The 23456-nt window shown below is 36.1% G+C and carries 23 protein-coding genes and 1 other annotated feature; of the genes, 9 read left to right on the top strand and 14 right to left on the bottom strand.

The annotated features are described in order from the left end of the window. Window positions 1-49: 49 nt before the first annotated feature. From ACQKIM_RS10845 to ACQKIM_RS10820, 6 genes are all read right to left on the bottom strand, one after another. A complete protein-coding gene (locus tag ACQKIM_RS10845) occupies window positions 50-1102 on the bottom strand; it encodes an NAD(P)/FAD-dependent oxidoreductase (RefSeq protein WP_427543268.1) in 1053 nt (350 codons plus the stop codon). A 399-nt stretch (window positions 1103-1501) separates the two neighbouring features. Continuing rightward, the gene (locus ACQKIM_RS10840; RefSeq protein ID WP_427543265.1) at window positions 1502-2182 is read right to left on the bottom strand and encodes a cyclase family protein; all 681 of its coding nucleotides are present in this window, start codon (window positions 2180-2182) and stop codon (window positions 1502-1504) included. Further along, window positions 2183-3247 carry a zinc-dependent alcohol dehydrogenase gene (locus tag ACQKIM_RS10835; RefSeq protein ID WP_427543262.1) on the bottom strand — a complete coding sequence of 355 codons (1065 nt, stop codon included), beginning with the start codon at window positions 3245-3247 and terminating at the stop codon, window positions 2183-2185. A 48-nt stretch (window positions 3248-3295) separates the two neighbouring features. Beyond that, a complete protein-coding gene (locus ACQKIM_RS10830; RefSeq protein ID WP_427543259.1) occupies window positions 3296-4159 on the bottom strand; it encodes a 3-hydroxyacyl-CoA dehydrogenase NAD-binding domain-containing protein in 864 nt (287 codons plus the stop codon). A gap of 15 nt (window positions 4160-4174) precedes the next feature. Beyond that, complete coding sequence (locus tag ACQKIM_RS10825; protein ID WP_427543256.1) at window positions 4175-4807, bottom strand: carboxymuconolactone decarboxylase family protein; 633 nt, start codon at window positions 4805-4807, stop codon at window positions 4175-4177. Window positions 4808-4926: 119 nt separating this feature from the next. Beyond that, window positions 4927-6258, bottom strand: coding sequence for a short-chain fatty acid transporter (locus ACQKIM_RS10820; protein ID WP_427543253.1), 1332 nt, complete (start codon window positions 6256-6258; stop codon window positions 4927-4929). A 110-nt stretch (window positions 6259-6368) separates the two neighbouring features. On the opposite strand from ACQKIM_RS10820, the gene ACQKIM_RS10815 reads away from it, so the two are divergent. Then, window positions 6369-6695, top strand: coding sequence for a DUF3870 domain-containing protein (locus ACQKIM_RS10815; RefSeq protein ID WP_427543250.1), 327 nt, complete (start codon window positions 6369-6371; stop codon window positions 6693-6695). 35 nt (window positions 6696-6730) lie between these two features. On the opposite strand, the gene ACQKIM_RS10810 is transcribed toward ACQKIM_RS10815, so the two are convergent. From ACQKIM_RS10810 to ACQKIM_RS10790, 5 genes are all read right to left on the bottom strand, one after another. Beyond that, window positions 6731-7924, bottom strand: a complete 1194-nt coding sequence (locus ACQKIM_RS10810; RefSeq protein ID WP_427543247.1) for a thiolase family protein — start codon at window positions 7922-7924, stop codon at window positions 6731-6733. Window positions 7925-7935: 11 nt separating this feature from the next. Continuing rightward, on the bottom strand, window positions 7936-8571 hold the full coding sequence (locus ACQKIM_RS10805; protein ID WP_427543244.1) for a 3-oxoacid CoA-transferase subunit B: 636 nt from the start codon (window positions 8569-8571) through the stop codon (window positions 7936-7938). Continuing rightward, on the bottom strand, window positions 8564-9250 hold the full coding sequence (locus ACQKIM_RS10800; RefSeq protein ID WP_427543241.1) for a CoA transferase subunit A: 687 nt from the start codon (window positions 9248-9250) through the stop codon (window positions 8564-8566). Before ACQKIM_RS10800 ends, ACQKIM_RS10805 begins: the two co-directional genes overlap by 8 nt. Before the next feature lie 13 nt (window positions 9251-9263). Beyond that, window positions 9264-9980 carry a carboxymuconolactone decarboxylase family protein gene (locus ACQKIM_RS10795; protein WP_427543238.1) on the bottom strand — a complete coding sequence of 239 codons (717 nt, stop codon included), beginning with the start codon at window positions 9978-9980 and terminating at the stop codon, window positions 9264-9266. Window positions 9981-10186: 206 nt separating this feature from the next. Further along, window positions 10187-11029, bottom strand: a complete 843-nt coding sequence (locus ACQKIM_RS10790) for an alpha/beta fold hydrolase (protein WP_427543235.1) — start codon at window positions 11027-11029, stop codon at window positions 10187-10189. A gap of 202 nt (window positions 11030-11231) precedes the next feature. Here ACQKIM_RS10790 and ACQKIM_RS10785 point away from each other — a divergent pair, with 202 nt between their 5' ends. The 4 genes from ACQKIM_RS10785 to ACQKIM_RS10770 all read left to right on the top strand — a co-directional run bounded on the left by ACQKIM_RS10785 (window position 11232) and on the right by ACQKIM_RS10770 (window position 14479). Continuing rightward, window positions 11232-11837: a dienelactone hydrolase family protein gene (locus ACQKIM_RS10785; protein ID WP_427543233.1), complete on the top strand. Its 606-nt coding sequence runs from the start codon at window positions 11232-11234 to the stop codon at window positions 11835-11837. Then, on the top strand, window positions 11824-12780 hold the full coding sequence (locus ACQKIM_RS10780; RefSeq protein ID WP_427543230.1) for a LytTR family transcriptional regulator DNA-binding domain-containing protein: 957 nt from the start codon (window positions 11824-11826) through the stop codon (window positions 12778-12780). The genes ACQKIM_RS10785 and ACQKIM_RS10780 overlap by 14 nt, the downstream gene beginning before the upstream one ends. Before the next feature lie 146 nt (window positions 12781-12926). Then, a complete protein-coding gene (locus ACQKIM_RS10775) occupies window positions 12927-13775 on the top strand; it encodes an ATP-binding cassette domain-containing protein (RefSeq protein WP_427543227.1) in 849 nt (282 codons plus the stop codon). Beyond that, window positions 13772-14479: an ABC transporter permease gene (locus ACQKIM_RS10770; RefSeq protein WP_427543224.1), complete on the top strand. Its 708-nt coding sequence runs from the start codon at window positions 13772-13774 to the stop codon at window positions 14477-14479. The genes ACQKIM_RS10775 and ACQKIM_RS10770 overlap by 4 nt, the downstream gene beginning before the upstream one ends. Before the next feature lie 14 nt (window positions 14480-14493). On the opposite strand, the gene ldmS is transcribed toward ACQKIM_RS10770, so the two are convergent. Together ldmS and ACQKIM_RS10760 are read right to left on the bottom strand one after the other, a co-directional pair. Further along, on the bottom strand, window positions 14494-15648 hold the full coding sequence (gene ldmS, locus ACQKIM_RS10765; RefSeq protein WP_427543221.1) for an L-aspartate--L-methionine ligase LdmS: 1155 nt from the start codon (window positions 15646-15648) through the stop codon (window positions 14494-14496). A gap of 121 nt (window positions 15649-15769) precedes the next feature. Continuing rightward, complete coding sequence (locus ACQKIM_RS10760) at window positions 15770-16345, bottom strand: GNAT family N-acetyltransferase (protein WP_427543218.1); 576 nt, start codon at window positions 16343-16345, stop codon at window positions 15770-15772. Window positions 16346-16440: 95 nt separating this feature from the next. On the opposite strand from ACQKIM_RS10760, the gene ACQKIM_RS10755 reads away from it, so the two are divergent. The 3 genes from ACQKIM_RS10755 to ACQKIM_RS10745 all read left to right on the top strand — a co-directional run bounded on the left by ACQKIM_RS10755 (window position 16441) and on the right by ACQKIM_RS10745 (window position 20172). Continuing rightward, window positions 16441-17826: a PLP-dependent aminotransferase family protein gene (locus tag ACQKIM_RS10755; RefSeq protein ID WP_427543215.1), complete on the top strand. Its 1386-nt coding sequence runs from the start codon at window positions 16441-16443 to the stop codon at window positions 17824-17826. Window positions 17827-18038: 212 nt separating this feature from the next. Beyond that, complete coding sequence (locus tag ACQKIM_RS10750; RefSeq protein ID WP_427543212.1) at window positions 18039-18848, top strand: EcsC family protein; 810 nt, start codon at window positions 18039-18041, stop codon at window positions 18846-18848. Window positions 18849-18900: 52 nt separating this feature from the next. Further along, window positions 18901-20172, top strand: coding sequence for a hypothetical protein (locus tag ACQKIM_RS10745; protein WP_427543209.1), 1272 nt, complete (start codon window positions 18901-18903; stop codon window positions 20170-20172). 45 nt (window positions 20173-20217) lie between these two features. Here ACQKIM_RS10745 and ACQKIM_RS10740 read toward each other — a convergent pair whose 3' ends face one another. After that, the gene (locus ACQKIM_RS10740; RefSeq protein WP_427543206.1) at window positions 20218-21186 is read right to left on the bottom strand and encodes a quinone oxidoreductase family protein; all 969 of its coding nucleotides are present in this window, start codon (window positions 21184-21186) and stop codon (window positions 20218-20220) included. A 649-nt stretch (window positions 21187-21835) separates the two neighbouring features. Further along, window positions 21836-22100, top strand: a binding site (T-box leader). Between the two features lie 114 nt (window positions 22101-22214). Between ACQKIM_RS10740 and ACQKIM_RS10735 the strand changes: the two genes are divergently transcribed. Continuing rightward, the gene (locus ACQKIM_RS10735) at window positions 22215-23453 is read left to right on the top strand and encodes an MFS transporter (protein WP_427543203.1); all 1239 of its coding nucleotides are present in this window, start codon (window positions 22215-22217) and stop codon (window positions 23451-23453) included. Window positions 23454-23456: the final 3 nt, after the last annotated feature.

Below are 23456 nucleotides of genomic sequence, written 5' to 3'. Positions count from 1 at the left end.
TGCTCCGAAGATCATAATAATGATGTATGCTCGCCTATTAATAAAACATTTATCGTTTTAAGCTTTCCTTTAAGAGCATACGATTACGTTGTTTGAAAATGTCATTATGCGAGGAAACAATACCGCCCTCTGATGCATCTGGTTGAATATATTTTTTCGCACTATTTACTGCATGAAGTGCGTCATGGAAAGTAGCTGCAATTAAATGAATTTTACCATCATGCTGCAAAATATCCCCTGCTGCATACAGACCAGGAATAGTGGATTCACTATGAATCGTTCCAGCAATAAAGTAATCATTTTTTCGCTCAATATCTAATGGACTATTATCCAACAGCTCTTTATCTCTTACATAGCCATGACTAATGACAACTTCATCAATAGGAACTTCATTTACTTGCCCTGTTTCATAATTTGTTAGGGAAACAGCTTTAATCATGCCTTCTTCATCGTCTGCAATAAGCTTCGTAATTTCAGAATTAAAATGACATTCTATTGTGCTAGTTAATAGCTCAGTAATTTGAGCCTCATGTGCAGAAAGCGTGTCCTTGCGATACGTTAAATATACTTTAGAGGCAACCTCCATTAATTCCAGTGCCCAATCAACAGCCGTATTGCCACCGCCTGAAATAATAACAGCCTTATCCTTAAATTTTTCATAGGATTTAATCGTATAATTTAAATTGGATACCTCAAATCGCTCTGCACCCTCAATCTCTATTCGTTGAGGGTTTAAAATGCCACCACCGATAGCAACTATTACTGTCTTTGAATAATGAATATTGCCAGATTCGGCAGTAATGATGAAATTTCCTTCTTCATTTTTAGAAATGGTAGTTACTTTCTCATTTGTGTATACAGAAGGATTAAAGGTCATTGCCTGTTCGATTAATTGTTCAATTAACTGTCCTCCTGTAATTGGTGTTACACCGCCAACATCCCAAATCATTTTTTCTGGATAGACATGAATTTTCCCACCAAGCTGTGGCTGTGATTCGATAAGCTTTGTTTTCATCTCACGTAAACCACTGTAAAATGCTGAATATAAACCCGCTGGACCACCGCCAATTATAGTTACATCAAATAATTCTTGTTCTAACAATTACGAACACCCTTTCCTCTGTGTCACAACACATTTCGATAAATGAAATATGCTAACTTATTTTCCCTACTATCTATTTTCAGTTTCTTTAATGAATGCAAGCATCATTTTCCAAATTCTCTAAAGATGCTATATATTATCTATATTACTCATTATACGATAATGATAATCATTATCAAGTAAAATGATAACAAATCTTTATTTTAGAATACATGTATTTTTTGCTAATTTTTTTATATTTTTTTGTTCATCAGTCGCAAAAAATCCATAATTAAAGTTTTATCCATTGTCTGATGTGATTTTAATAAAAAAATAGTATGCTAATGATCAGCATACTATTTTGAACTTTTTATTTATCTTTTGAAATTGTTCTTATTTCACTAGACTTTAAAATGCTAGTTATTTAAGAAATGCGACAGCTCTTACTGGTGAGGCTGTTGCATTTTTTAATTTAAGTGGTAACGCCATAAAAGTAAAATGTTCATGCAAAGGTAGTTGTTCAAGATTTACTAGGTTTTCTACTATATATATAGGTGCACTTAACAGCTTTAAATGTACCTCACGTTTCATATTGTCATGTACATCAATATTGGCCAAATCTAGACCAATACATTTCACTTGCCTCTCCAGCAACCAATCACCTGCACAGGTTGCGAATGCATGCTCTGCAAAAAAGTCTCCCTCTCCCCATTTTTCCGTTCGTGTACGCACAATGACAATATCACCGGGATTTACAGCAATCCCCTGTGTTTTTTCTGCATGTTTTAACAATTCTGCCGTTACTGGCTCATATGGTTTTTTAATAGATGATACATCTAATAAGACAGCTTCGCCGAATGTCTTAGTTAAGTCCATTTCAGCGGTCGACTCACCGTTTCTAATAAAGTGTATCGGTGCATCAATATGTGTTCCACTATGGTCTGACATACGTAAAAAGCGTGATTCGAAACCCTCACATGGTTCAATATAACGATGACCAGAGTTTTCAAATGTAGATTCCTCTTGAATAGCAATTGGAGGGTGGGATGTGTATGAAACTAAGCCGTCATAAATTTCTAAAGTTAAATCAACAATTTTCATCTATTTTTCCTCCTTAAAATCAATAACGACTTTGCCGCTTACTTTATTTAACGCACTTTCAAAGCCCTGTATGCTGTCTTTAAATGGCACTGTACAAGTGACCAGTTGTTGAAAAGGGAAGTTTGGATTTGCTGCCATCTGCAATATAGCTTCGTAATTCTCCTGTGTAATGCCATAGCTTCCTTTAATCATAATCTCACCACGTACAATTTGATCCATCGGCACAGAAAACTCAACTGAATTAATACCTACTAGTACAAGTTGTCCACCTCGCTTGAGTACACGAATTGCCTCAGTCGGGATAGTTGGATGACCCGAACAATCAATAATCGCATCATAACCAGAAAACATATCATGAATTAAATCATTTGAAGAGGTAAACGTTTTTTGCACCCCTATATGTTTCGCTAATTGTAGACGGCTTTGATCCGCTAGTACGCCTAGCATATGAACTGCTTTATTTCCTGAACCAACTAATATAGCTGCTACACCTAATCCTATCGGTCCTGGTCCAACTACCAGTATTGATTTCTTCTCAAACTCTGGAATCTTTAGCACTGCGGTATAACTTACCGCTAATGCTTCTGAGATTGCTGCCACCTGATCGGATACTGCATCATCTATAACAATAATGTTATTGCTATCTACTACCATATATTCTGCCATACCGCCATCTTCACGGAATCCATAACGCAATGCCTCAGAAGGTGTTTTTACAAATTTATAGTCATTAAAATCGCAACAATTCGTGTCACCGCTCTTACAAAAATCACAAACACCACAGCTCTTATAAGGATTAACAACTACTCGTCTATTTAAGAGAGATGGATTAACATCATCACCTATTTTCATAATCACACCTGTGACTTCATGTCCTAGTACTAATGGATAACTGACCCAGTCATATCCACCATGGCCATCGTACATATGAAGATCACTACCGCATACTCCAACTGCATTTACCTTTAGTAAACACTCATTGTGTTTTAATTCAGGAACTTTATATGTTTTAAATTGAACATCCTTTTTCTTTGATGTACATTTTACTAATGCTTGGTATTCCATACTTTCAGGTCAACTCCTATTCAACTTTTAACATCGTCACAGCGGCTACTACTGAATTATCTTAATAATATCCCTCAATGTCTTTTCCTTTTTTGCTAAGTATTGTTGTTTATCAATGGATGACCAATTATAAAAACCCTGCTCTGTTTTCATACCTAATTGTCTAGCATTGATTTTCTCTTGATGGATTATCAGAGGTTCTGTCCCGTTCTCCAACGTTGGATAAACATAATTGGCAATTGCATAATGTGTATCTAGTCCGTTAATATCTCGTTGCTCGAGTGGTCCCGTATCTGCTAGGCGAACACCTAAGCTCATTTTAGCGATAAAATCTAACTCCTCCGCAGAAACGATTCCCCTCTCAACTAATGACATTGCCTCTCGTGCAAGTGCACTTTGTAAACGATTCGCTACAAAGCCTTCAATTTCTCGTTTTAGTAGTACAGGTTTTTTCTTAGTACCTTGTAAAAACAGCATTATATCATTTGCTATTTCCATTGCTGTATAAGGGCTAGGAATGACCTCTACTAAAGGCGTAATATGAGCCGGTGAAAAGAAATGTGTTCCTATCAAACGCTCTTTATGCACCATTTTTTCAGCAACATCACTAATAAGGTAACTCGATGTATTGGTACAAAACGTTATATCATTTGAAAAGAATGAATCTAATTGTTCGAATAAGGTTTGTTTGACCTGTAAATTTTCTATAATGGCTTCTATGACATAATTTAAACCATCTATTTTTTCAAGTTGATGCAGTAAAGTAATGTTTTGCAATTCAGGCTGTTCCTTTAACTGTTGCAATCTTTCTACATCTGGCTCATATAGGAATACGCTTACATTATTTTGCTCTAAATATTTTGCTAATGCAGAGCCCATAAAGCCCCCACCGATGATTAGAACTCGTTTCATGGTTAAATCCCCTTTTTAAGCCTTTCTATCAGTATCATTCCAAATAGCTTTTAAACCAACTGCATAAATACACAAAGCTTTGATCTCATCAAACATAACAGCATTTGCCCCAAGTACTAAGGCATTTGATTTATGGATAGAAATCCCCTTGTCATATGCATCACAGACATTAATGGCATATAATAATAATTCCTTTAACAAACGTGATACTGCCCCATCACGTAGAGAAGTCGTACGAAGATTGCTATACTTTAACAATATATCTGGTGCATATTCAATTAAATATTGAATCCAATTCGGCACAACCTCAAACTCTGATTGATAGTAGTTTATACATTCCTGTTGTGAAGAAAATGTAGCCACATCATCTTTACTTACTAGATGGATTTTACTTTCATCTGAAAGACTAATTGCATATGCAATCGCCTCTATACCAGACAACCAAGTTGGAATACCTCTTGAAATAATAGCTGATGCAATAAGCTCCGAAATTTCAACAACGCTATTGCCAGCTTCAACTGCTAGCTCTACACAATACATCATTTCTTTTTCTTCACGTCTAGCTGCAAATAACCCGACCATTATTAGTGCTTTATCCTTTTTTGTTAAAGCCCCATCTACTAAAAGGGCTTGATACATGATAGACATTCGTACTCCTCCTTGTTTGAAGAGCCTTCAAATCAATTTCGCCTTAGCATAATTGTATCTGCCACTATGCTTTCGATACAAAAAACATTTGCTGAATGAAGATAAAGGCTCTCTGTCTACTAGAATAAGTATGACCAAGCTAAAGTTGCAATAATATAGATGAGTCCAACAAAGAACATAATCATTACAAGGAAGCCCATAATATCTTTTAGCTTTAAACGAGAAAGTGCTAGTGCTGGTAATATCCAGAATGGCTGTACTAGATCGTTCCATGCATTCCCTAGCATGACAGACATGGAGGTCTCTGCTAATGATGTTCCTAATTCTTTTGCTGCATCAATCATGAATGGTCCTTGAACCGCCCAGTGCCCGCCCGCAGATGGTGCAAAGAAATTTATAAAGAAGGAACTAATTAAGCCCCAAAACGGTAATGTTTGTTCATTTGATAAATCCACAAATACCTTGGCAATCGTATCTACCAAACCAGAAGCAGCCATAATAGCCATGATACCTGCGTAGAATGGGAATTGAAGTACAATCCCTGAAATCGTTTTAATACCATCTGCTAAATGCTCCGCATATTGTGCAGGTGTCCCTAGTAAAATAATTCCTACGAATAAAATAATGAAGTTTAATATATTTAAATTTAGCGAACTGCCATTTGTAAAATAAATAACAATGTAAATGAGTCCAAGAATACCTATTGCATATGCTAAAATACGGCTATTATTTAATTTATTAGCTAGCGTATTCTCTTCTAATAGATTTAACTTTGCCTTAGGCTGATCCGCATACAATGCAGGATCAATTTCAATCACATTACTTGGATCTTTAGGGTGTAGCATCGCATTAAATAAAGGTAATGTAATTAAAAGAACAATTGTAGTTAAAATAATCGGTACACTGAAAATTGTCTCAGAAAGTGTAACTAGGCCCATTGAATCCTCTAAAAAATGACCTGGTGTTGAAATGAGTATTGGAATAGAGGCTGATAAACCTAATCCATAAAAAGTAAAGCCAGAGTATGCTGCAGCAATAATTAATGGATAGTGAACTCCCTTAACTTGTAATGCTAATTTTTTCGCAATAATCCCACCAATGACTAAACCAAAACCCCAGTTTAAATAACTACCGATACCACCTACGAGTGTTGCTACTATAATTGCAGTCTTAGGTGTATGAACCATACTGGCAATTTTATTTAAAAATTTATCAGTGATGGGGGCTGTAGCTAGCACATAACCCATTGCTAGAATAACGGCCATTTGTGTTGTGAATGCTAGTAAATCCCAAAATCCGCCACCCCAGGCAGTCGTTAAATCTACAAAGCTAATATCTTCAATAACTAATGCTAAAACAAATGTTACCAATGTTAACCCAATTGCAAATACAAAAGGATCTGGCAAATATTTCTTCATGATGTTTGTGAAAAAATTCGTTAACTTTTCCATACTATTCTCCCCCTTGTTGTGTATGACTAAGTAATTTTTGGGAAGTGGCTCTTAAACGATAAAAGATGATAAACTATAATCACAATCTATCCATTTTGGAGGTCATTTCCTTGCAAAAACTAACTAGTATTTTAGTGACTGCTTATGCAAAAGCTCCCCAAGGCACATCCATGTATGAAATGTACAAACATGCTGGCATTGTGTTAGAAATTGATAAAGAAACTCATCAAATTATTGATGCAGAATTTACATTTATCACCGGACTTGCCCAAGATTTCTTTAAACGTATGTTGATTGGCTTTGATCTTACAGCCAATATTGACGAGTTAATTGCTCGTGTAGATGAACACTATTATGCTCCTTCAAGCGGCTCTGTTGTAGTGGCACTAAAATCTGCACAAAAACGATACCTAGAAAAAATTCAAAAGGATCACTAAATATCTAGCACCGAGTCAAAATACTCGGTGTTTATTTATAGCTGACAATTTTCAACGACTGTTGTTATGCCAAGTCCCCCAGCTATACATAAAGTGACTAGCCCATATCGCTTACCTGTTCGTTCTAGCTCATGAATAAGCTTTGTCATTAGAATGGCACCTGTTGCACCGATTGGGTGTCCCATTGCAATAGCACCACCATTGGGATTAACACGATTGATATCTAATCCAAGTTCCGTGATTACTGCGATTGATTGGGCGGCAAATGCTTCATTTAATTCAATTACATCAATATCCTGAATGGTTAAGTTCGCCTGCTTTAAAGCTTTGATTGTTGATGGGACTGGACCAATTCCCATGATTGCTGGGTCTACACCCGCAGCAGCCTGGGCAAGGATTTTTACCTTTGGTCGATATCCTAGCTCTAATGCTTTCTCTTTGGACATTAATAGCAATGCAGATGCACCGTCATTACGCCCACTACTATTTCCAGCAGTCACAGACCCCTCTTTACGGAAAACAGGCTTTAGTGTATTTAACTTCTCTTCACTTGTTAAAAAGGGATGTTCGTCAACGTTAAAAATCTCCACTAATTTTCGTTTTTTCACTTCATACGGAACAATTTGTTCTGTAAAATACCCTTCTTTCTGAGCATAAGCTGCTCGCTCCTGACTTCGATGAGCAAAGGCATCTTGTTCCTTACGGGTAATAGCATATTTCTCAGCTAAATTCTCTGCTGTTTCACCCATTGTTGTAATACCATATACCTCAAAGGGCTGTGACCCTGGCTGACTTTCTGTATTCGGATCTAAAATCGAAGCATTTCCTACACCATATCCATAGCGAGCATTACGCAAATAATATGGCGCCGTACTCATTGATTCTGTCCCTCCAGCAATAATGATGTCGCTGTAGCCAAGAGCAATCTGTTGGGCAGCATTATTAATGGACTGTAACCCAGATCCACATTGACGATGTACTGTATACCCTGATACAGTAATTGGTAAATCTGCTCTTAATGAAGCCACACGTGCCACATTCGATTGATCAGCACTTTGCTTGGCTTGTCCCAAAATTACCTCATCAATAATGGCTGAATCTAATTTTGTTCGTTCTAGTAGACCACGAATTACTTTTTCAGCAAGATGATCTGCTGTTTCATTGACTAATGAACCACCCAGTTTACCAATAGCTGTACGAACGCCATCTATAATAACAACTTCTCTCATGTTTCCTCCCCCTATATCAAAGCATTCACAAAACTTGCTTCTGTACTTTTCTGTACTTGTTCTAATGTAACTCCTGGCATTAATTCAACTAAATGTAATTGCCCTTTAATATATTTAAAGACAGCTAGCTCAGTAATAATCGTATCTACGCTTCTTGTGGATGTGATTGGGAATGTACAATTCTTTAAAATTTTACTTTTCCCATCCTTTGAAGTATGAGACATCGTGACAATGACCTTTTTAGCTCCTATTAATAAATCCATTGCACCACCAACACCAATAATATTTTTCCCTGGAACTGCCCAGTTTGCGATTCGTGCCTGTTCATCTACCTGAAGCACTCCTAATATTGCGACATCAACATGGCCTCCACGAATCATGCCAAATGATTCTGCACTATCGAAAAAGGAAGAACCAATTGCCTCCCCAACTGGCATTTTTCCTGCATTTACGATATTGGGATCAATATCCTTCTCATCCACACCAACTACGCCAAGCATTCCATTTTCTGTATGGAAGAAGACATTGTTATTGTCAACGTATTTAGCCACTAATGTAGGAATGCCAATCCCTAGATTGATAATTTGTCCATCCTGCACTTCCTTTGCCACTCTTTGTGCTATTTGCTCTTGAATTGGATTAATCATTTTCTACTACACCCTCCCTCGTTAAAACCTTTTTCGCTAAAATAATGCGATCTATAAATAAATGCGGAGTTATAATTTCATCGCTATTTAATTCACCAGGCTCTACTAATTCATCTACTTCAACAATTACAGTGCTAGCTGCCGTCGCCATTAAAGGGTTAAAGTTTCGTGCAGTTTTGTAGTATATTAAGTTTCCTAACTTATCTGCCTTATGAGCACGAATAATAGCTACATCTGCCTTCAGTGCTCTTTCAAACACATACTCCTCACCGTCGATCATTTTTGTTTCCTTGCCCTTTGCTAAGTCAGTTCCTACGGAAGTTTTGGTATAGTAACCACCAATCCCTGCACCACCAGCTCGGATTGATTCAGCTAAAGTACCCTGAGGGAGTAAATCAATTTCAATTTCACCTCGTTGGAATGCCTCACCGACATCTCGATTCCCAGTAAAATAAGAGCCAATAGCCTTTCTTACCTTCTTTTGCTCTAATAATTTACCAAGACCCTTTCCTTTTTCCCCCAGATTATTGCTAATAATAGTTAAATTGTTTACATCTAGTTCCACAAGAGCATCAATTAAAGTTAGGGGACCTCCCACTAAACCAAATCCACCAACCATAATTGTTTGCCCACTCTTCACGCATGTTAATGCTTGCTCTACAGAATCATAAATTTTCATTGTACTCACTCCGTTATTTTTGAATAAGGGCATCACTTAGTTCAAACCAAGAAGGTATGCCCGCTGTCAGTAGGCAAATATAGCCTAGCTCTGCTAATTCAGCTTCCACTACACCTACATCCCTCGATTTTTTAGCCCAATCATCTGTTTCTTTATTTTTTAAAATAGTTGTGTATATCCCTGTCATTAAGATGTGTTTCATTTGTGTTGATACCACATTACCGTTAAGAAGTTCTTGCTTTAAAGCGTTTTCATCATTTGCTGTCAAATAAGACAGTAATTTTTCAAAATATGCTTCACTTTTCTCTGTTGAGGCGAATGTACTGTAGTAACGTACAATATCAATGGTTGATGCTTCATGTGGAAGCTTATCTGCATCCGTATTTGTTAGCTCTAGGGCATATTCAAAGGATTGCAAGCCTAGTTGTAATGCTCTTTCTCCGCCAAAGTTAAAGGCTACAAGTAAATACTCAATTAGCTCATCTAATGTAGCGCCACCATCTACTGCCCCCTTTGTGTGATACACCATGCTACGCGCATAATATCTTGCGGCATTTATACCAACTAACAGAATATCCTTCTCTTTCACTGAAAGAGCCCCTGGTGCCATCGCTGCACCTCGAAGCGCAGTATAATGATCAAGCATTGCAGGATTATAATCGTGCATTTTTTGTACCCAGCCAGGTACAACACCATAAACCTTTTTGAAATACGCTAAGCCTGTTGTCATTTAGTAACTCCCCTTTTCCATTAAAGTTGAATAAAAAAAGGCCACACTTCGCCTAAAGCACGGACTTACCCGTACATTTAGAAAAAGTGTAGCCAACAGTCAAGCAGGGAAAATAGAAAAAGGTTATTTTTCTATGGCTGCTCGATAGGCATTTATTTTAGTTATTTAATTATTTACACAAAATTTAAAAATCTGCAATAGTTTTTTTATAAATTCTCTAAAAAACATTGAATTACTGGATTTACATCTTTTCTTTCTTCAAAGACTAATGTGTAATGATTGCTGCTAGATGTGTATTTCCAAATATTTTTAGCATTTATCAATGTTTCAGCATAGGATTCTGCTAAAAATAACGCAGGCATAGCGCCAATTTCCCCTGTAGAATGAATTAAAAGAACTGGGCACGCTATATTTTTGAAAACTTCCTCTGGTTTATAGGCATAAAAACTTTGGAAATCTTGACGTATTTTCTCTTCATCAGATTTATTTTCCCAATGTCCATCTTTTTCTGCAATCTCATAGCGACCTACATTTTCCAAATGATCAGTCCACTCAACTCCAAGTCGACCATAGATTTCTTTAATTTCTTGAATATATGCATCGGCATTTTCATATTGCTTGCTAATACGACCAAGTGAAGGTTCAACAATTTTACGCTGATGATCCGTGCAGGTTGCTGCCCCATCAAGTAAAACTACCCCTTTGACATCGTTACGCTTACTAGCAACATTCGCCATGATAAATGCTCCCATTGAATAACCCATTAGAATTGGTTGTTCAATGTTCAATGCATTTATTAAAGCTAAAATATCCTGTGTATGTAATTCGATTCCTGTATTTACCGCGGCTGAAGCACTTTTGCCACGCCCCTTTAAATCTACAGATATAAAACGATATTCACCCTTTAGCAACTCCGCGTAATAATGCATTTGCATGTGATTACCTGTGAGACCATGTACCGCGATAATTGTACCTTTCTCTCCTGGGTAATCAGCGAAATGTAACTCGCTACCATTCACATTGATTGATTGATATTTCACTCCACTCATCCTCCTTGTAAAAGATAAAGCTAGTTTTACCACCCAAAATAAAAAAAGTCAAAAAATTTTTTATTTATTTAGATTTTGCAAGTTGAATTTTTACTCCTGAATAATTTTTCTACAATAATAAATACAATCCTAAAATTTTCTAAAAATATACACTATATTTTCTTTTTGGTACACTATTATAAAAAGTCAAATTGAGGTCAAAATGAAGAGAAAAGTATTTATTCTACATGAAATATATGGCATTAATGATTTTATAAAAATGCAAGCTACAGCATATGAAAATACTAACACTAAGGTTGAATGCATATCTTTATATCCAGAAAATAAAACATTTACCTACAAACAAGAACAAGAGGCATATTTATATTTCAACAATAATGTTGGGTTTGATGCGCCTCTTAAACTACTTACTCACAGATTGCTAGAAGCGAAGAAGAAATATGATGAGGTCGTGTTAATAGGATATAGTGTGGGTGCAACATTAGCTTGGAGGCTATCCTCTCTCCCATTACATAGGGTAATTTGCGTGTATGGATCACGTATTCGTCAATACCTTGATGTCATACCAGCATGTCCAACATTTGTTATTTTCCCTAGTACTGAGAGTAGCTTTAATGTTCATGAAATAAAGGAAACGCTTAATCAATTACCAACAGTTGAAACAAAACAATTTATTGGTCTACATGGTTTTATGGACTGTTATAATCCGAACTATTGTTATGAAAGCTATTTGCAAGCACATTTCGATATCATCAAATTTATAGAAAACCAGCAAGATCAAGGGGGACAACAAAATGAAGCAAAATGAGGAAATAATTATTGACCCTTATATTGAAGGGGGCAATGTTATTTATCCAAGTTTAAGGCTATCCTTGCAATCAGATAGTATTATAGGTATTTATACGGATGTTTCTAAAATACATACTTTAATGAATTGGTTTGTGAAACACCATGAAGCTTTTACACATTTTCGTGAAAGTGCCTTGTATGAGCGACTAACAGTTCGAGAATACATCCGATTTTGCATAAAGCTTTTTAATGCTCATTCTGAAAAAACGGAAGATTTATTAGGATTATTTGCTTTAGTGGAGCAAAAAGATAGAAGAATTGACAAGCTTTCAAATGGTGAAAAGCAGCGCTTAAAGCTCATTCATACCTATCTACATCCAGCACCAATACAAGTGTTAGAAGAGCCATTTCAAAATCTTGATGAATTTTCAAAGCAAAATGTTCAGCAATTATTGGATGCTCTTCAAAAACAGAAGAAAAAAATTATTTTGCTATCAAATAACATGGAAAATTTAATTATTTCGAGTACAGAAATATATAGATTAGATACAAATGGCTTACATGCATTAGATGTAAAAGATGATGAATCAGAAATGATTATTCCTTCAATTGAAAATGCTCCAATTCGACTTGATAAAATCCCAACAAAAAGGAATGACAAAATCATTTTATTTAATCCTCCAGAAATTGATTACATTGAAAGTGTTGAAGGATCTGTTTCTGTATATGTTGCAGGTGAAGCTTATCCATGTACATTATCTTTAAATGAGCTTGAGCAAAAATTGACACCATTTGGCTTCTTTAGAAGTCATCGCTCATATATTGTCAATTTACAAAAGGTACGTGAAATCATCACATGGACTCGTAATAGCTACAGTCTTTCCCTTAACAGCACTGAAAAAACAATAGTACCACTGTCGAAAAATAAGCTAGCAGATTTAAAGGAAATACTCGGAATTTAGGAGATTTCCCAGGAAATAAACGACTCCTGTCAGATGAAATATCTCTCCATTAAAGATCATTTTTCCGCCTTTCACCTTTAATTTACTGTTGTGTTCTTGATTGTCATTTATAGTGTAGACATCAACAACACACAGGAGGTTAACACATGAACACAGTGATTGAAGTTCAACATTTAAAAAAGATATTTCATAAGGAAACAGCTTTACAGGATGTTTCCTTTAAGATTCAAAAAGGAGAAATCTTTGGTTTCTTGGGACCGAGTGGTTCTGGAAAAACAACTACTATTAAAATACTAACTGCACAAACAGACAAAACAGATGGCGATGTATTATTATTTGGTCGTCCAGCAAATGAAATGAAAAAAAGCCAAAATCGTAAACGCTTTGGCATTTTAACAGATAATAGCGGTTTGTATACTAGATTATCAATCGAGGAAAACTTATTTCTATATAGTGATTTATACCAATTATCTAAAACAGCTGTAAAAGAGGCTTTGGATTTTGTTAACTTATATACTGAGCGTAAAAAGAAGGTTAGTCAGCTTTCTAAAGGCATGATTCAACGAGTAACACTTGCACGAGCAATCATGCATAAACCCGATTTATTATTTTTAGATGAACCAACTTCCGCACTCGACCCTGTTAATACACAGCATATTTATAATGGTTTACGTAAATTAAATGAAATGGGAACTACCATCTTTTTAACAACTCATGATATGAGTGAAGCAGAAATACTTTGTGATCGTGTAGCCTTTTTACACAAAGGAAAAATTCGGGCAATGGGCTCACCAAAAGAATTGAAAAAGAAATTTGGCGATGAATCCATCACAGTCGAATTAAAAAATGGTGAGGTTGCCGTTATTCAAAATGGCTCAGAAGATGCATCAAAATTGTATGAATGGATGCAATCTAACGAAGTTTCTCGTATTTATACAAACGAACCTACACTGGGTGATATTTTTATGCAAATAACAGGGAGTGATTTAGTATGAACATTTCAATGACACGTATTCAGGCTATTTTTATGAAGGATTATAAGGAGTTTTCACGGAACTATGCAGTATCTCTTATGATATTTGTACCATTTGTTTTAGCATTTTTTTATAACAAAACTGGAATCTCTTCTATCAGCGAGTATTTTCTACCAATTAATATAGGCTTTTCTATGGTGACTGCCTATGTACAATGCTGTTTAATTGCTGAGGAGAAAGAAAAAAATACACTTCGTAATTTAATGCTTTCCCCTGCTTCACTTGGAGATATTTTAATTGGTAAAAGCTTGTTTGTCTTTATTGTTACAATGATAGTAGTGGGAATCACTATTTTTCTTGTGGGCTATAATCCTGCCAACATATTCATCATAGCTATTGCTTTAATGCTTTCATCTGTGTTCTATATTGCACTTGGAACATTGTGTGGATTATTTGCGAAGTCTATTATGGAAGGATCTATAATCATCCTACCTGTTATTCTAATTTTCCCATTAGGCTCTTATGCTTCACCATTATCAACAATTTACCCAGCTTTGAAATTTATGGAGTGGTTACCAAGCTCCCAGTTGGTACTATTAGCAGAGGCTTTAGAGGGAAGCTATTCAACAACAGATGTGATTATCCCGATTGTTACAATCATTGTTTGGTCAATTTTCGCTTGGATTATCACAGCATTTATCTATAAAAAAAGAATGGTCGACTAATGACCATTCTTTTTCTAATATAATAATCCTTGTTCATATATTTCAATTTTCTCTAAAGTATCAGCATACCAGATTCCCACAAATCTCGATTCAACAGGCTCAGAAAAATAGTCACCATCATAGAAGGATAATGGGAAAAGGACTCCTTGTGCTATGAATTTTTTTATCGTTTGATAAAAGGGTTCATTTTGTCGTGGATTTTGTGCTACATAGGAGGTAAATTTATTTATGGGCTTACCTAGTGCATCATGAAACATTAGCATAGAGGTTGAGCCGTTCTGCCGGAAATTTAAATCTATTGCCTGAACGTCTCCAGCCTCGGTAACAATTAAATCAAATCCTGCCACTCCTACAAAGCCTTCCGCTACTCCTCTTTCCATAATATGTCGTCCCGCCTCAATAACCTTTTTCGGTACTTTATCAATGATAATATTTCCTTCATAGATACCATTATCATCTGTTATTTGCTGAGAAGCTCCTAAAAACTGAATACCTAGTTCATCAGAATAAACAAACTGACAGCTATAGTTATCCTTTGTCTGTAATAGCTCCTCAATAATAACGCTCTCTGTATCAGTCATACGAAACTGTCGCAACCCATCTGTGAGCTCATTTTTATTCTGGCAAATAATGACCCCATATCCTCCTGATGTAGGGGAATCATCACCCGGCTTCAAAACGACAGGTGGCTGCCAATTTTTAATAGCATCTGAAAGTCTATATGTTTCCACATTTAAGCGACTAGGAACAAATTTGCTATCAATTAAATGATCAATATATGCTTTTGTATTTAGCTCATTAAATTTCTCCGCGTCCATCCAATAGCAATCCCGATTCATATGCTCTGTATCATGAATATATTGGCAGACAATAGTTTTCCCCTCTTCACACCAAGCTTGAATCTGTGCAATATATTCCTCTTGCGTATCATAACTATAAGGCTGTTCCACCCATGGTATCCCTGCTAATTCATGAAGCTCTTGTGCTTTTACTGTTTGCGTGGCACGATGTACTAACACAGGTATATCTGCTATTGCCACTTCCCTAGATGTTAAGGCGTCTAGTTTATGTGGATCATCCATCATCCAGGGATTATCACTGTACGGCGTTCTTGGTGTATACACAGCATGATTACCGTAAATTTGCCTTAGTGTCAATTTTGGTTTCAAGTAGATTACCCTCTTTCAAGTTTTAGGTATTCTACCCTTCCATTTTATTTTCAACACTTTTTTAGATAAAGATAGATATATAGCGTAATTAAATACTATATTTTACCTAATTAATAGGAGATTAATCTAATAATTGCTGTAATTTCATTTTAACCTCTGGCCAATCCTCCTTTGTTATACTGTACATAACTGTATGACGAATCGTACCATCTTTACGAATCATATGATTACGTAAAACCCCCTCTTTTATTGCTCCAATGCGCTCAATTGCCTTTTGAGAACGGTAATTTTCATGGTCTGTTTTAATTTGCACACGTTGCAATCTTAAGATTTCAAAACAATATTGCAATAACAAATATTTACAGCTTGTATTAATAGCAGTCCTCCAATAAGCTGGAATCAGCCATGTCGTACCTATTTCGAGCCGTTTATGTTTATCATCTATATCCATAAATCTAGTTGAACCGATAATCTGTCCAGATACCTTATCTACAATGACAAATGGAAATTCTGTTTTCTCATTTTTAGTCGCTAAGGCACTATCCACAAAGCCATTCACATCCTCTATATTTTCAATAACTGTAGACATGTGTAGCCATATTTCCGGAAAACTAGCAGCCTCTAAAATACCCTGTACATCCCCTTTTTCCAGTGGTCTTAGTAAGACTACTTCATTTTCTAATACAATAAAATTCATGTGGCTTCACTCCTTTTTTAACTATTAAACGGCAATTTTGATATGATAGATAGAACCAAATATCAAAAAATACACCATACCAGACGAGGTGCATGATGGAGCTTTCCATTTCATTTACTAAAGATACAGCAAAATATATTCAAATCTATGAAGAAATCAAAATAGCTATCATCAACAAAAAGCTTTGTGCGCAGGATAAACTTCCTTCCAAGCGAGCTCTTGCTAAAACATTGAATGTTAGTATACATACGGCACAGGAGGCCTATGAGCAATTACTAGCTGAAGGATATATTTATAGTAAGGAGCGCTTAGGCTATTTTATTGCTCCCTTTGAATTTGAATGGGACCAGCATTTACAGGAACACTCCTTCTCAGCATCAACAGCTACCTCACATACGATTAACTATGACTTTCACAACGGACATGTGGATAAAGGTGCTTTCCCTTTTACTAGCTGGTATAAGTTGTTGAAAAAACACTTGAATATGGAAAATTTAATAATTAGTCCCTGGCAAGGTGAATGGACATTGCGTGAAGAGATTGCACGTTATGTGGCACGTTCAAGAGGCGTACAATGTGAGGCATCGCAGGTGTTTGTTTATAGTGGTACACAAAATCAGCTTCAGGCATTATGCCATTTCTTTGGCTTGAACGCACATGTAGGCATTGAAGACCCTGGCTTTAAACGGGTATGTTCAACAGTACAGCAATGTGGATTGTTCGCCCATGCTATTCCTGTTGATAAATCAGGTATTACAATCCCCAACGAATCTTTACATTTGATATACACAACACCTGCACATCAGTTCCCACTTGGAATGGTTATGCCTATTGAGCGCCGCGCTGCTATTTTGCAATGGGCTACATCTAATGGGGCCTTTATTATTGAGGATGATTATGATTCGGAATTTCGCTTTAAGGGACTTCCTATCCCCTCTTTAGCGAAAATGGATCAGCTTCAGCGTGTTATTTATTTTGGCACGTTTTCTAAAACACTTATTCCATCACTGCGTATAAGTTATATGATTTTACCTCATTCATTAGTGGATGATTATATGCTTTTTCATCAAAATCAAAAATCAGTTGTGTCAAAAATTGACCAGCTTGCTTTAGCCGAGTTTATTGCACAGGGATTATTCGATAAGCATTTAGCTAAAATGCGTACAATTTATCGTAAAAAGCAACAGGTTTTACTTGAAGCTATACATGCACATTTTTCAGAGGAATTTAAGGTAATTGGTGAAAAATCAGGGCTTCATATTGTTGTCAAATTACCATCATGGCTTACTGAGCAAAATGCCATACAGCTAGCCATGCAAGTAGGTATTGCTGTCTATCCATGCTCTGCCTCTTATCAACAGGTTTCTCAAGATGCAATGGTCATTATAGGCTATGGTGGGTTAACACTTAATCAGATCACTGAAGGTATTGTTTTGCTAGCTTCTGTCTGGCAAACTTCTGTATCAATAGATTTTAGTTAATTTTAAAATTTCACTAAACTATCGAAACCTTTTACCAAATTTCCTCGTATTGTAAATAAAGAAGACTTCATTCAGTAAGAATTTCCCTCATCCCTACTGAATGGCAGTTAAACAAATCGAGCTATCACTGACAGTGTATCTCTTAATTTTTGAAGTGAGAGTTTTACTGTCCGTTTTACGCAGGATAATGCTATTAAAGGGGAATCGTCATAATGGAGAATCGAGAGCAATTAGAAAAGCATCTGCAAGAAATTCAAGCTTGGGAAAAGGATCAAAAGGATTTATGGTTTTGGGAGAAATTAGGACGTATTCCATTTAAAATTTTAGACAAGATGACTCCTTCTTTTCTTCAAAATAAGATAGCTTTACTTGTTGATGAGTTAGGAAGCTATGTTCAATCTGGCGGTAAATATTTAATTAATGAACAGACCATGATGCAAAAAGTTCGTAGCACTTCTTCGTTTCAGCATATTTTTGATATTTCCGATATTGGACAAATGCCTTTAGAGGATATGATTGCTCTTAGTGACAAACTACAGGAAGAACGTGTGAAATTAGCAACTGTGCAAGGTGCTTCTACTGGCTTTGGTGGTATCTTTACATTAGCCATTGATATCCCATTTATTTTAGGAATGGCTTTAAAAACCTTACAAGAAATCGCCATTATTCATGGCTATGATCCAAATGATAAAATGGAGCGTATTTTTATTGTTAAATGTCTTCAATTTACTTCCGCTGATATCGTGGGCAAGGAGGCTATTTTAAAGGAGCTTACTTCTATGCATGATACTAATCATGCATCGGAAAACATGGTTTCACAGCTTCAGGGCTGGCAGGAAGTATTCTTTACGTATCGAGATCAGCTAGGCTGGAAAAAGCTTTTTCAGATGATTCCTATTGCTGGAATGATTTTCGGTGCCTATGCTAATAAGGGGATGATGCAAGATGTATCTGAAACAGGAATCATGCTCTATCGTAAACGAAGAATCGTTGAAAAACTTAATACGTTGAATGATATATGAAAGTTCTTTTTCCTTCAAAATACGATCAAGGAGTGAAATAAGGAGTGAAATCATGACCACAAAATTGACATTAGATGAAGCTATCCGATTTTTTAATGAGCATTTCCCTGAAGGCTGTTCCTATAATGAAAATTATTCACAAGTAGCCGCCATTCGATCTGGAAGCAATGGTCAAGAAGTTAATCTTCGCTTTCAGCGTTTAGGCAATCAATTACAATTTTTAGCAAGCTTATATGATAAAGTCCCTTCTCCTCCCATAAAGGAACAGGTGAAAATAGCAATTTTAGCTACCTTAACTGCTATGGAAGGATTACAGAATAACTCCGGCCAATCGCTTTTATTCACCAATGCTACTTTAGGAGGCTCGCCATCTGGCGGTATTGCGTTAGCAGGCTTAGTGATCGCTTACGAGCGAGTTTACAATGATTTGGATACAATTGATCAAAACCGTCTACTGCTCGCAACAGAATCTTTGGCCAATCAAATCGCCTCTTGGATGGATAGCACAGCAAATCCAAGTTTCAATGCTTTAGAGGATACTGTTGATTGCTGGAGAAATCAAAAATTTGCTAATTTCGCTGTCAATGGTCCTATTTTGCATGTTGGGGGTCTAGGATTATATTTAGATATTATGTCAAGCCATGCTTCCGCAACCGATTATTCAAAATATGACGTTTTATATAAATACGGAACATATGTGATGGACAGATGGTCAACCTTAGACTCCTCCGAAACAATGGCCTCTGTAGCTATAGGTGGCTTAGTAACTATAAATTCAGGTCGTAAGTTTTTCCCTTCATCAGGATATAATGCATATGTTGGTATGGGCTTAGCATGGCTAGCTCATGGGATTACCTATACTGGCTCTACAGGAGTCATGCCCAATTGTCGCTTAATCAATGACTCGCAGAAAATAAATAATTTTTATAGAAATACTTTTGATTCTCAGCCTGACATGAAGGCTTATGAAATAAGTGAGCCGGCAGATTTTTCAGGGGAGCAAATAAAAGAGGATACCATTCTTGCAGTTGTGGAGCAAGGTTATACTAGAACAGAGATCGATCAATTACGCTCAGGTCATCTTGATAGCTCTACAGGTTATTTATATACCCTCGCTTGGAATGGCGATCCAGTTTTTCTATTAGCTTTGGACAAGGCTGTTAGAACAACTGGTGAAACTGTGTTTTTAGCAAATGAAGAGAATGACGGCTCATCCGTAATTGTCGCGTATGCTCGCGTAGGTGAGGCAGCAGCACATAGAGCTATGGCTGGATTTGCTGGTATGCTTCAACGTGGCATCTTGACCGTTACTGACGGAAAATAATAACAATCAACCCCCTGTATATTCATCTTACAGAGGGTGATTGTTTTATATTTTTATTAAAATTTTTCCCTGATGCTGACGACTTTCCATTAACTTGTGCGCTTTTTGCATATCCTCTAATGAGAAAACTTTAGCAACTGGTACTTGAAAGCTCTCATTCTTTAATATAGTAAAAATATTCTGGGCAACCTGCTGTAATAACTCTGGCTTTAGATTTCGAGTTGTTCCTAGACTAAAGCCCTTGATATTACGGCAGCTACTATGTAAATCTGAGGTCATGATTTGCCCCGCTTTACCACCGCTATTCCCAAATTGCACAAGGGTACCATATGGAGCTAAACAGTTTAAGCTTTCTTCCGTTATATTACCCGCAATGGAATCAAAAATGATATTTACACCATGTCCATCTGTATAGTCATTGACTTGCGCACTAAAATTCTCATAGGTTATCACCTGATGTGCACCAAGCTCATAAACAATACTTGCTTTCTCTATATTGCTAACCGTTCCAATAATCTTTCTTGCTCCAAGGCTTTTGGCCATTTGAATAAGCATTGTCCCTACTCCACCAGAAGCAGCATGAATTAATACATCATCATTTTTTTGAATGGGTGCAATTTGATGAGTCAGCATATAGGATAAAAATAAAACTGTTGGGGCTGCAGCCGCTTTCTCCACTGGTACACCATTAGGGATACGAAATACAAGCTGTTCCTTTGCTACTACATATTCCGCGTAGGCTCCATTTTTCGGAAATGCAATAACAAGATCTCCTTTTTTAAACGTACTATTCTCATCAAAAACCTTTTCAACAACCCCTGCTACATCTAAGCCTAAAATCATTGGAAAATTTGCTTTGCCCTTATTCCCTGTTCTGTTTTTAATATCAGCAAAATTTACACTTGTATAAGTTGTACGTATTAATACTTCTCCGGAACTTATAACGGGTATTTGACATTCTACATATTGCAAAACATTAGCAGAACCAAACTCATTCATAATCACAGCCTTCATAAATGTTCGCCTCCTTGTTATGGTAACATTATAAAAGAGAATAATTTGAGAGTTATTTGCATTCCCTCATATAACAGATTCTCTAATCACTAACTTAAAGCAACTATATCAACAATATATTGCAAATAATATCCTATATAATGAACAATTGATAGTGCCAATCTATCACCCTATTTATAACCTTCAACCCAATCAAGTGAATGATGCTTTTGGCATGCATGCTTTATTACAAACAGTGGAATTGAACCTACTGCCAAAATCATTAAATTCATTTTTTCAAACAAATTTCTCAACTTCTATTCATCATAAAAAAATGAATATCCAAAATGGGATTTGTGCAATCATATTAAATAAAAATACCGAGATTTGTTCAACTAAAACTAAAAGACAACATATAAAAAACATCATACATAAACATTTATATACATTCTTTAAAAGGGATTCATCATTAAAAAATCATTTAAGGTATTTGAATCGAGCAACTTTCTTCCCATCATCTTTCTATTATAGAAAATGCGAATCATTCTCTTGAAATAACAAGTGACACAGTAGAATCCATAATTACATGCCATGGAATATTAGCAGAGCTTAAGAAATACCTACAGAAAACTTGTGCTTTACCAGAATTATAAATTTATGCTACAATATGCAAAATACAATGAAGAGAAGAGTAAATAAGGCTGTTCTTCCCAGAGAGCTCGGGGTGCTGAAAACGAGTAAGAACGTATTATTGAAACAAGTCTCGGAGTAGCGCATTGGATTTCTGCATGAATGATGGTGCGACGGGAGCTCCCGTTACAGAGGAACAGTATAAGCATAAATCGTTATGCCGTACTGAAAAGGCTATTATGGTGACATAATAGTGAACTAGGGTGGCACCACGTGAATATAAATTCCACAATCTCGTCCCTAAGACAAATCGTCTTGGGGGTGAGATTTTTTTAGTTACTTATCAGTTAGGTAATTGCGTTCAGATTTGGACACTTTATCTTGATTGAGCGGGCGAAAAACTTTTAGGGGGAATTTTTATGAAAATAAACACTAATTTAAAATCGTGGCGCTATCCAGTTATATTATTATGTAGTATTGGCGTTTCTAGCGTCGGCAATTGGATTTATTTTATTGCTTTAAATCTCATTGTCTTAAACCTCACAGATTCAGCAATTGCTGTATCTGGTTTATATATTATTAGAGCTTTGTCCACACTCTTTACAAACATCTGGGCTGGAAGCTTAATTGATCGTATGAATAAAAAATATCTCATGATCTTCCTTAATATTTTTCAATCTATATTTATTGTTATGCTGCCCTTCTTTACTACTGTTATCTGGATATATTTCCTCGTCTTTGTGATTACAATAGCGAGTTCTATGTATCATCCGACTGCTATGACTTATATTACTAAGCTGATACCCATGGCACAAAGGAAACGTTTTAACTCCCTTCGAAGCCTGCTTGATTCAGGGGCATTTTTAACGGGCCCAGCTATCGCAGGCTTACTATTTACACTCGGATCATCGAATATGGCTATTTATGTTAATGCAATAGCTTTATTTTTATCAGCCTGTATTACTATTAGAATGCCGAATGTTGATACCAATAAACAGCTTGCTAGAAAAATTGAAAATGAATCTTCTTTTAAATTATTATTTAATGATTGGCATTTGGTCATCAAATTTAGCCTTCAGCATCGCTATATTATGACAATCTATTTATTATTCAGTGCAATGATTGTCATGATGACAGCAACGGATTCATTAGAGGCTGCCTTTGCTAAGCAAGTACTTTCGTTATCCGAAGGGCAATATGGAATTTTAGTAAGTATTGCAGGTGCTGGAGTTTTAGCCGGCTCAATAATGAATACAGCTATCGTTGAAAAAGTACCTACTGCTTGGTTGATTGGTATGGGATCACTTATTACCGCAGTTGGTTATTTAGCTTTCACATCCTCTCATACTTTTCTTATAGCCTCCTTTGGTTGTTTTATTTTGTCCTTCGCAACGGCCTTTGCGAATACTGGCTTTTATACTTTTTATCAAAATAATATTCCAATTGATAGCATGGGGAGAATCGGGAGTATTTACGGCTTCATCGAAGCTCTTTTCATCATTATAGCTACAGCACTATTCGGTATTACTGCAGAATTCTTCTCAATTCGCATTGTTGTAGTATCTGCCGCTCTACTCATGCTGTTTATAGCCAGCATACTTTTACTAGTCAATATTTTACCTTCAAAGACTAGATTTTATATTGATAAAACTGTATAAACA

The organism is Lysinibacillus sp. NPDC047702 (assembly GCF_050272555.1).
Lineage (GTDB): Bacteria > Bacillota > Bacilli > Bacillales_A > Planococcaceae > Lysinibacillus.
Note: the sequence above shows the minus strand (reverse complement) of the source record. Positions and strands in the feature narration are given on the sequence as shown.